Raw genomic sequence first — 10,415 nt, forward strand, 5'->3', positions numbered from 1 at the left:
TATTCCTTACGAAAAAACTAAGTAATGTTGCAAAACTCGAATAAAAAAAGAATTGCAATTTTTGGATCCACCGGTTCAATCGGCACCCAGGCACTGGATGTAATTGAAGCGAATCCACACCTGTTCACCGCTGAAGTATTAACGGCCAATTCAAACGATCAGTTATTGATCGAACAGGCCCTGAAGTTTCAGCCCAATATTGTTGTGATTGGTGATGAAAGAAAATATAATAAAGTAAAAGAAGCGCTGGCTTCTACCGATATAAAAGTTTTTACCGGCGAGCAGGCGCTGGAAGACGTTGCTGCACTCGATTGTTATGATATGATGCTGGCTGCTATTGTAGGTTTTGCAGGGCTCAAACCTACCCTGAAAGCGGTACAGGCTGGTAAACCAATAGGGTTGGCGAATAAAGAAACGCTGGTAGTAGCAGGTGATATTATCATGCAGGAAGCAATTAAATACCGCGTTCCCATGATTCCGGTAGATTCTGAACACTCTGCTATTTTTCAATGTCTGGTAGGCGAAACCAGAAATAAAATCGAAAAGATTATTTTAACGGCTTCCGGAGGTCCCTTCCTGGGCCGGAAACCCAATTTTCTGGTAAATGTAAAGCGTGATCACGCCTTACACCACCCTAACTGGAATATGGGAGCTAAAATATCTATCGACTCGGCTACCCTGATGAATAAAGGATTGGAAATGATCGAAGCAAAATGGTTATTTGATTTACATCATTCGCAGATTTCAGTAGTAGTACATCCGCAATCTATTATTCATAGCATGGTACAATTTGAGGATGGAAGCATCAAAGCACAGATGGGGTTACCTGATATGAAACTGCCGATTCAATATGCAATGGCATTTCCGCACAGAATCAGGAACAATTTTCCACGTTATGATTTCATGCGTCCCGACACGCTCAATTTTGAAGAGCCGGATATTAAAACTTTCAGAAACCTGTATCTCGCACAGATAGCATTAGAAAAAGGAGGTAACCTGCCTTGTGTCATGAATGCAGCAAATGAAATTGCTGTGTACGCCTTCTTACGTAATAGAATCGGATTTCTGGATATGACAGATTTAATCGAAAGAACTATGGAGAAAATTACGTTTATCGAAAAACCTGGTCTCGACGATTACTTCGAAAGTGATGCAGACGCAAGAAATTTTGCTGCATCCCTTATAAAATTATAAGTTTAACTTAATTTATAACATTCAAGGAAGGTTTTATCATTTCTTTGAAGAACCAATTCTGACAAAGAATGTATATTTAACTTTCAAATTTTAACACCGTTCATCAGTTTTATGACGACACTTTTAGCAATAGATTGGTCTTTAGTGGGTATCAAAGCCGCGCAGTTGTTTTTAAGCTTATCGATTCTGGTAGTATTGCATGAGCTCGGCCACTTTTTACCGGCTAAATGGTTTAAATGCAGAGTAGAGAAATTCTATTTGTTCTTTGACCCTTACTTCTCCTTATTCAAGAAAAAAATAGGCGAAACCGTTTACGGTATCGGCTGGCTTCCTTTAGGAGGTTATGTAAAAATCTCAGGGATGATTGATGAGAGCATGGATAAAGAGCAGATAAAACAACCTGCCCAACCATGGGAATTCAGAAGCAAACCGGCATGGCAGCGTTTGATTATCATGATCGGAGGGGTAACGGTTAACTTAATTCTGGGATTTGTGATTTTCGTGATGATCTCTTTTGTTTGGGGTGATACACGTTTAGATATGAATAAACTGGAAAACGGTATTGTAGTAAACGGCATCTCTAAAAATGCAGGCTTACAAAACGGAGACAGAATTATCAGTATCGATCAGAAAGTCATCAACGATTACTTTGATATCAACAGAACCTTAATCTTAGATGAGGCGAAAAGTATTCAGGTTAATAGAAATGGAGAGGTCGTAAACCTTGAAATTCCTAAAGGAACCATTCGTTCACTCATTAAATCGAAGTCCTCTTTTGTTACACCACGTATTCAACCAATCGTCGGAACTATTAATGAAGACATTGCTGACTTTACTAAAGATTCTTTGATTAAAAATGATGTTATTGTTGCTTTAAACGGACAACCTGTAAAGTTTCAGGATGAATTGTTAACGCAACTAAAAGGATATCCGAATCAGGAAGTAGCATTAACAGTGCTTCGCGGAACAGATACGGTAGTGGTAGGAGCTAAAACCGACAGCAGTGCTGCCATTGGCTTTTTTGTAAACATCGATCAGTTGCCTACTGAAAAAGTTGATTATAATCTGGGGCAATCGATTCCTGCAGGTATATCAAAAGGATGGGAAACAGTGGTAATGCAGCTGAAAAACTTCAAAATGTTATTTACGTCTGATGAAGTAAAAGCCAGTGAATCATTAGGTTCGTTTATTTCTATCGGAAATATGTTCGGTGCTGAATGGGATTGGGAGAGATTCTGGCATATGACCGCTTTATTGTCGTTCGTACTGGCTATCATGAATATGTTGCCGATTCCGGCTTTAGATGGAGGGCACGTAATGATTACTTTATATGAAATTATTACCGGACGTAAGCCTTCTGACAAGTTCCTCGAATACGCCCAGATCGTAGGTATGATATTGGTATTAGGTTTAATGGCTTATGCTATCGGGTTAGACCTCTGGCGCTATATTTTCGGCGGCGGTAACTAATTACAAGATCATTGAATCATTATATTTAAAAATGCTCCCAACCAAACGGGAGCATTTTTTGTTGATGAATGAGAATAATTTATTCTGTCGGATATTTCTTATTATGGTGGATGTTTCATTCATCCTGTAAACAATCTAAAACATACAATTTATATGACAACAAATTCTGTAAAAGCCTGGGGAGCGGCAGCAGCAGATGCGCCGTTAAAGGAAATTACTATTGAAAGAAGAACAAATACGGCACATGATGTTGAAATTGAGATTTTGTTTTGCGGCATTTGTCACTCAGATATCCATACTGCACGAAGCGAATGGGGAGCTGCTACCTATCCTGTAGTACCGGGTCATGAAATTATCGGTAAAGTATTATCGGTAGGAGCACATGTAAAAAAGTTTAAAACGGGTGATATTGTAGGAGTAGGTTGTATGGTAGACAGCTGCCGTACCTGTGAACATTGTAAAAGCGGATACGAACAGTTCTGCGAAGAAGGTGCAACTTATACATATAATAGTCCGGACAAACATTTAGGTATTCAAACCTTTGGTGGTTATTCAAAGAATGTAGTAGTAGATGAAAATTTTGTATTGAATATTCCCGAAAATCTGGATCTGGCAGCTGCAGCCCCATTGTTATGTGCCGGTATCACTACCTATTCTCCGTTAAAGCACTGGAATATCGGTAAAGGGGATACGGTGGGTGTAGTAGGAATCGGTGGATTGGGGCATATGGCTATTAAAATTGCAAAAGCATTGGGCGCTACGGTAGTAGTGTATACGACTTCGCCCGGTAAAGCTGCAGATGCAAAACGTTTGGGAGCTGACGATGTGGTATTAACGAAAGAAGAAGGTGCATGGACAAAGTACAGAACAAAATTAGATTTTATTATTGATACGGTATCTGCCGAGCACCCGATTGATAAATATTTATCTCAATTAAAGGTAGATAAAACCATGTGTCTGGTAGGATTACCTGAAAATCCGATGGCTGTAAATGCATTCAGCGTAGTGTCGTACCGTCGTAGCCTGAGCGGCTCTATCATCGGTGGAATTGCTGAAACACAGGAGATGCTGGATTTCTGCGGTGAGCATGGAATTGTGGCGGATATAGAGCTGATTCCGATCAATCAGATCAATGACGCATACGACCGTATGTTGCGATCAGATATCAAATACCGGTTTGTGATAGATATGGCTACTCTGGCATAGGTAGGGAGGTAGTGAGAATCCTTAGATCTTTCTCATCCGTTAAATATAATCTTAATGGTTCATTTTTACCATTAAGAAATTAAGATACCCCTGCCGCTTCGCTTTGGCTCATTCTATCTTATAATGACCATCATAAACATGAAGAAAATGAAGTTGAAAAGCCAATGAAGTGCTGTCTTCCGCGCTGCTTTACCTTCATACCTTCATTCTCTTCATGTTTCCCATTAACATTTCAAACATAGGAGGAATTAAGGGAATCAAGAATAGCATGAAATTGGAAAAAAGCATCTATTTTTTCTTTCCAGTTAAAGAGCATGAGCCGATTATGGACTGTAATCGGCTCAAAGAACTAAATTTTAACTTTATTCATTGAGGCAGAGCGATATAAAATATCAAATAAAATCGTAAATTTGTATAACTCTTCCGGGGTCGTCCTGGTTTTGACAGCGTAGTGCTTTGGAAGTGTAAGCATGCCGGGCGTTGTGTAATTAGCCCGTAAATCTGAATACTCAAACTTTAAATGGCAATAATAATTATGCCATGGCTGCTTAATCAGTGATTAAATAGTCATATGGGCCGCCGAATCGGTTTACCTGTTACCAAATTCCGCCGCCGACTCAACAAAACAATTCAGGTTGCTACTGCCGTAGGCTGTGCCGGTAGTTTAAGAACATCCAGCTAAGAGGAATGTTGGTTTGTTGGTTTCCTGCCTTTCTCCGACAATTAATAATCAAATAAGCATGTAGAAAGCTTTGGAAGAATATGTTTGGACAGGGGTTCGAATCCCCTCGACTCCACAGAACGGGATGATTGAAAAATCATTCCGTTTTTATTTGTGTATGCTATAGCTTAAATCATAAAAATAGTGCTTACTAACACATCAGTTATTCACTCTGCTACTGAAAAATCAAATTGTTATAATATTTTAGCTATTTTTAATATGAGGAGAGATTGAACTTTCAGATTTACATTTCTCTTATTGACATATTCTGCTTACTTTTTAAATAATAAACTCTCATAGCATTTTCTACCCTATCTCCGTTACCAATGGAAAACAATTGAAGCATCTGTTTATAAGAAACAAAGAAAGTAATTGAATATGTTTACATGAAGAAATATTATTGTGTATATTGGGATTAATGTATAATGTTATGGCAGACTACGAACTTAACGATATCGACCCTGACGACATTAGTGATTTGCTCATTAAAATTGAAAAATCATTTGATATTAAGTTTGGACATACCGAACTAATATACATTTCCACTTTTGGTGAACTGTGTGATCATGTAATTAATAAAATACAACTTGATCATTCAGACGATTGCACAAGTCAACAAGCATTTTATAAATTACGTGAGGCAATAGTATCGACGCTTCAAATAGATAAAGAAATAATCACGACAGATTTTTCTCTTGCGCACATATTACCCAAAAAAAACAGACATTCTCTTACAAAAAAAATAGAAGATGAATTAGGATTTAAACTTAATATCCTTCGACCACCATATTGGGTAACCGTAACACTTTTTATTTTACTTCTTGCCTCTTTTATTGGGCTTTTCTTTATCTGGAAAATAGGGCTCACAACACTTTTGTTTTCGATTGCAGCTCTTAGGTTTGCCAATAAATTCGGTAACGAGCTTGATTTGGAGACAGTAGGACAGGTCGCCGGAAAAATGACAAGAGAGAATTATTTAAAATCAAGGCGAACACCAAAGTCATTTAACAGAAAAGAAATTGAAAAAATATTGACAGATTTGTTTAGTAATGACTTATACTTAGACAAAAATGAATTAACGAGAGAGGCTAAATTTGTATGATGGCAAAAGAAAGCACTACCGGCAACACGATTTTTTGTCAGGTAGCTCACTTGCAAACAGGTAACCTGATGCTCTAAAAACCGCCTGCAAAACCTGAGATTCCTGGCATTACTTTATGGCGGCCCTACAAAGAACACAATGATGGCAGAAAAGCAATACGAAATATTAAACTCTTTACCAACTTACGGACCAATGTATGTTCCCATATCAGACAATGGAGAACCGTTTTATTTCGAAGGGTTTGTAGTTCGTTTCTATAAAACTGATGGAGCAGAATGGGTAGCAAACTTTCAACCAGGCTCAACAGACTTAAAGCAAATAATAAGCTTTGAAAAAAATAAAAACTTATTGATTATTGCTTGTGGAACCTGTTACATAATGAACCCAAACGAAACAAAGCCCATTGAAGTTTTCGGAGTTAATGATAGGGTTGTATTGCATGACCAAACCGGCTTAACAATTATTGAGCCTGATGGAACACATTGGAACACAGAAAGAATTTCATGGGATGGGTTGGCTGAAATAAAAATTGAGGATAATTTGGTATATGGTCTTGCGTATAATCCAATGCACGATGCGGACGAATGGGTTGGGTTTAAATATGACCTCGACGCAAAAACTTTGACAGGAGGAAGTTTTTATGAATTTGAAAATAAAAAAAAATGGTGGAAAGTATGGTCATAGAAAATTTGGGTGCCCTTGCTGAATGTCTGTGCTTCAATTGAACTTACCGCCATAAATCACTCGCTTTACCAATACTCAAAACGTCTTTATCTTTTATTCCGATTCCCTGAAGAAATTTAATTAAATGTTCAATTAGAAGTATCCCCAACTCCACAAAACGGAAACGATCATTGTTTCCCTTTTTTTATGCCGTTTACCTTTTTAGAATAACACTGATTTTTTGCGAATAGTCACCGTTTTTATGATATAGCACATATCGAAAACAGCAAACGATTAACAGTAGAAAGACTGAGGTTTCAATGTTTTCACCAACAGATACATAAAATGTTTATTCAATTGTTCATACATGTTATGTTGATTGAATTTGTTGAACTAAACAGGTGTCTGTATACTGTAGTACGTGACCATTTATATATACGAAGTCGTTCTTATTTGATCATGTGCTTTAATGGTTAAGAATCTGATCAGGGTTTTCATTTATGAAGAACAACATCCTTATATAATTCGTTTTTGGCATAAGTATTGCCCCTTTTTATTGTTGCAACAAAGTTTAATTAATTGTTTATCATTGAAAGTGATAGATTATATTGTACAATGTTTACACTTTGAATTTGCATGAAAATAGAGGTAATTGACGATTGAAAAACATATTCTTCACCTGTCTAGCTGCGCTTAATGAATTATATTTGTTTAACCTCTAATCTAGAATCTTAAAAATACCTCATGAAAAAAGAATTAACCATTTTTTATACCGACGACGATACAGACGATTTATATTTTTTCAGAGAGATTGTTTCTTCGTTAAGCAGTCAGTTTACCGTGCATACACAAAATAGCGGAAAAGAACTTTTAGGAGTTCTGGAGAACCCGCCACCACATCCTTATCTTTTATTCATGGATATCAACATGCCCGGAATGGATGGTTTCGAAGCACTTGAAAAAATCCGTGAAAATGAAAAACATAAGCTGCTTCCTGTGATTATGATTTCGACTTCGAACGATGAAGCAGTGATTAATAAAGCCAGATTGCTGGGAGCTACTTATTATGTTCCGAAATCCAATGATTTTGAAAAACTGACCGAATCAATCAGATATGTTCTGTCTGTCAATTGGAACAGTTTCATTGCTTCTGAACAGAATTTTGTTTATCAATATAACTAGAACCGTTCATGGATAATACCCGTACAACGATATCTTTTGCCGAACAATTGAAACTGGGTACTGCAAAGGCTCATACAGAACTGGAAGCATTACCGGTGTCAATGTCTGTCATGAAACCTGACGTTACGCAGGATGATTATGGAAATTATCTTCTGCTGATGCACCGGGTTGTAAAAGATGCGGAAGAAAATATCTTTCCGCGCCTGGCTGCTTACATACCGGATCTTTCGGAAAGGAATAAAACATTCCTGATCGAAAAAGATTTACAAGTGATAGGGAAAGTAACATCTGATGAAAGTCTTCCGGTTTCAGAAGGTTTGGGAAACTATAGTGATTCTTTTGCTATGGGCGTATTGTATGTGATTGAAGGTTCTTCTCTGGGAGGCAGGGTAATATTGAAAAATATTAATAAAGTATTGGGTTATACCGAACACAACGGCGCCGCTTATTTTGCAGGTTACGGTAACCTCACCGGCCCACGTTGGAAATCATTTTTGGAAATGCTGATGAAGTTTGAGACCAGTGAAGGAGATGCAGGAGAAATCATCAACGGCGCCAATCATGCTTTTAAATCGATCCATAGTTTTTTTAATCGTGGATAAAACATAATCCCTCTTTATGAATATAAAGGATATCGTAAACCGTGATATAGTTAATCTTACAAATTGTGAGCAGGAACCCATACATATCCCCGGCAGTATTCAGCCACATGGATTTTTATTAGGGTTAAAGGAAGATGAATTTGTAATTGACTTTTGCAGTGCAAATACAGATGTATATTTAATGCTGCTGCATACACAGTTGTTGGGAAAATCATTCCGGACAATATTCGGTGATGAAAATGCTGACAAGCTCAGACAATATATTGTTGAGCAGAATCTGACGAAGGCAAGTGGTTTGCTTGCGCTTAATATGGCCGGCACTGACTTTTTGTGTACTGTACATCAGAACGAACAGAAATTATTCATCCTGGAAGGAGAGCCCGCTATTCAGCCGCAGGAAGCGGTGAGTAAAGTATATGATCAGACGTCCCAGTTCTTTAGTTATATGCAGGATACAAATTCTCTAAAGGAACTGTGTCAGCTGGTAGCGGAAGGTACCCGCAGAATTACCGGTTACGACCGGGTAATGATTTATCGTTTCGATAAAGATTATAACGGTGAAGTTTTTGCAGAAAGCTGCCGTGAAGATCTTGAATCTTTCCTAGGGCTTCACTATCCGCATACGGATATTCCGCCTCAGGCCCGCGAACTATATCTTAAAAATCTTTTACGTCTTATAACAGATGTTGATTATACACCGGTGCCCATCTATACAATCGATGATACCCCTTCTAAAAATCTGGATCTGAGTCTTTCGGTTTTACGCAGTACATCCCCCATCCATGTACAGTATCTGCAAAATATGGGGGTAGGTGCCACGTTGACTATTTCCTTAATTTATAAGAAAAAGCTATGGGGGCTTATTGCCTGCCACCATTATTCGGCTAAAAACCTGACTCCTGAGTTAAGACTCGCAGCACAGTTACAAGGCCATTTCATTACATCGCAGATTGATGTCAGACAATCATCTGAAGAATATGAACTGGTAAAAAAAACAAATACGGCGTTAGAGAAGATGCATCTGTTATCACTTCGCGGAGAAGAAGATTTAACGTTGCTGATTGAAAAACCTGAAATATTATCCCTGTGTAACGCCGCAGGGGTCTCTATACAATTCAACGGAACTGTTTATAAAAGCGGACTTACACCTGATGACGGGCACATTAAAGCATTAGGAAGTTGGGCTGCAGAATTCACCCGTCATACAACTTTCAATACTGAAAACTTATCTGATTACTTACCACAGTTTAAAGGAATAAGCCCGGAAGCGTCGGGCATCATTTATCATTCACTGGATATCGATAGCGAAAACTGTATTATCTGGTACCGCCCTGAAACAAAAACGGAAGTAAACTGGGGAGGCGATCCTTCAAAATCTATTATTAAAGATCAGAATGGACTCTCGCCGCGACGTTCGTTTGCACTCTGGAAAGAGATTGTAAACAGTACTTCCAAACCCTGGTGGAAGCCTGAACTGGAAGTAGCTGCAGCCTATGCCTATTCTTTGCAACGCCAGATCAATCTTTTGATTATTACACAGGAAGAAAAAAAATATCGCGTCCTTAGTGAGCAACTGAGAGAAATGAACAGTGAACTGGAAAATATTAACTGGATCAGTACACATGATCTGCAGGAACCACTGAGAAAAATTCAATTGACTGCATCTTATCTGCTTAGAAGCCAGAAAGAACTGCCGGCACCGGTAGAAGATTCTGTAAAACGCATGAGCAATTCGGCAAACCGGATGCAAACACTTTTGATTGATATTCTGAAATATACAAAACTCAGACATTCGAATGATTCTCTTCAGCCCATTGACTTTAAAAAAGTGATGGAGGAAGTAAAACTTGACCTGGCAGAAAGTATTGCAGAAAAAGAAGCAGAAATACAGCTTACCGAAACTATCGAAATAAAAGGGATGCCCTTTTTGATCAAGCAACTATTGACAAATTTAGTTTCAAACTCTATAAAATATTCACATACGGATAGAAAACCGGTGGTTACCATTACGCGTGCAAAAGAACCTGCCATCTACCAACATGAAAATACAGGAACATTGTATAATGTGATTCATGTATCCGATAACGGAACCGGATTTGAACCGGAATACAATGAAAAAGTATTTAAATTGTTTACGCGTTTACAATCAGACCAAAAAGGGTCAGGGTTAGGATTAGCCTTGTGCAAAAAAATTATGCAAAATCATAAAGGCCATATCTCCGCTAACAGTGAATTAAATAAAGGAACAACGATCAGCTTATTTTTTCCTGCATAA

8 protein-coding genes and 1 other RNA gene are annotated in these 10,415 nt (G+C 38.0%); all 9 read left to right on the forward strand.

Features of this window, described 5'->3' with window-relative positions:
- Nucleotides 1-24 precede the first annotated feature (24 nt).
- Complete coding sequence (locus D9O48_RS12080) at nt 25-1,194, forward strand: 1-deoxy-D-xylulose-5-phosphate reductoisomerase (protein WP_126973236.1); 1,170 nt, start codon at nt 25-27, stop codon at nt 1,192-1,194.
- A gap of 111 nt (nt 1,195-1,305) precedes the next feature.
- Nucleotides 1,306-2,664, forward strand: coding sequence for an RIP metalloprotease RseP (gene rseP / locus D9O48_RS12085; protein WP_126973237.1), 1,359 nt, complete (start codon nt 1,306-1,308; stop codon nt 2,662-2,664).
- Nucleotides 2,665-2,817: 153 nt separating this feature from the next.
- Nucleotides 2,818-3,870: an NAD(P)-dependent alcohol dehydrogenase gene (locus D9O48_RS12090; RefSeq protein ID WP_126973238.1), complete on the forward strand. Its 1,053-nt coding sequence runs from the start codon at nt 2,818-2,820 to the stop codon at nt 3,868-3,870.
- Nucleotides 3,871-4,295: 425 nt separating this feature from the next.
- Nucleotides 4,296-4,670: a transfer-messenger RNA gene (gene ssrA / locus D9O48_RS12095) on the forward strand.
- 351 nt (nt 4,671-5,021) lie between these two features.
- Nucleotides 5,022-5,693 carry a hypothetical protein gene (locus D9O48_RS12100; RefSeq protein ID WP_126973239.1) on the forward strand — a complete coding sequence of 224 codons (672 nt, stop codon included), beginning with the start codon at nt 5,022-5,024 and terminating at the stop codon, nt 5,691-5,693.
- Nucleotides 5,694-5,831: 138 nt separating this feature from the next.
- Nucleotides 5,832-6,377 carry a hypothetical protein gene (locus D9O48_RS12105; protein WP_126973240.1) on the forward strand — a complete coding sequence of 182 codons (546 nt, stop codon included), beginning with the start codon at nt 5,832-5,834 and terminating at the stop codon, nt 6,375-6,377.
- A 723-nt stretch (nt 6,378-7,100) separates the two neighbouring features.
- Complete coding sequence (locus D9O48_RS12110) at nt 7,101-7,538, forward strand: response regulator (RefSeq protein ID WP_126973241.1); 438 nt, start codon at nt 7,101-7,103, stop codon at nt 7,536-7,538.
- An 8-nt stretch (nt 7,539-7,546) separates the two neighbouring features.
- Complete coding sequence (locus tag D9O48_RS12115) at nt 7,547-8,140, forward strand: biliverdin-producing heme oxygenase (RefSeq protein WP_126973242.1); 594 nt, start codon at nt 7,547-7,549, stop codon at nt 8,138-8,140.
- Between the two features lie 16 nt (nt 8,141-8,156).
- Nucleotides 8,157-10,415: an ATP-binding protein gene (locus D9O48_RS12120; RefSeq protein ID WP_126973243.1), complete on the forward strand. Its 2,259-nt coding sequence runs from the start codon at nt 8,157-8,159 to the stop codon at nt 10,413-10,415.

It is taken from the genome of Gynurincola endophyticus (assembly GCF_003991195.1).
Classification (GTDB): domain Bacteria; phylum Bacteroidota; class Bacteroidia; order Chitinophagales; family Chitinophagaceae; genus Gynurincola; species Gynurincola endophyticus.

Bases quoted from the DNA above. Each gene is read 5' to 3' on its own strand.
- D9O48_RS12120 (WP_126973243.1), top strand. From the start codon at position 8,157: ATGAATATAAAGGATATCGTAAACCGTGATATAGTTAATCTTACAAAT.
- D9O48_RS12080 (WP_126973236.1), top strand. From the start codon at position 25: ATGTTGCAAAACTCGAATAAAAAAAGAATTGCAATTTTTGGATCCACC.
- rseP (WP_126973237.1), top strand. From the start codon at position 1,306: ATGACGACACTTTTAGCAATAGATTGGTCTTTAGTGGGTATCAAAGCC.
- D9O48_RS12090 (WP_126973238.1), top strand. From the start codon at position 2,818: ATGACAACAAATTCTGTAAAAGCCTGGGGAGCGGCAGCAGCAGATGCG.
- D9O48_RS12100 (WP_126973239.1), top strand. From the start codon at position 5,022: ATGGCAGACTACGAACTTAACGATATCGACCCTGACGACATTAGTGAT.
- D9O48_RS12115 (WP_126973242.1), top strand. From the start codon at position 7,547: ATGGATAATACCCGTACAACGATATCTTTTGCCGAACAATTGAAACTG.
- D9O48_RS12110 (WP_126973241.1), top strand. From the start codon at position 7,101: ATGAAAAAAGAATTAACCATTTTTTATACCGACGACGATACAGACGAT.
- D9O48_RS12105 (WP_126973240.1), top strand. From the start codon at position 5,832: ATGATGGCAGAAAAGCAATACGAAATATTAAACTCTTTACCAACTTAC.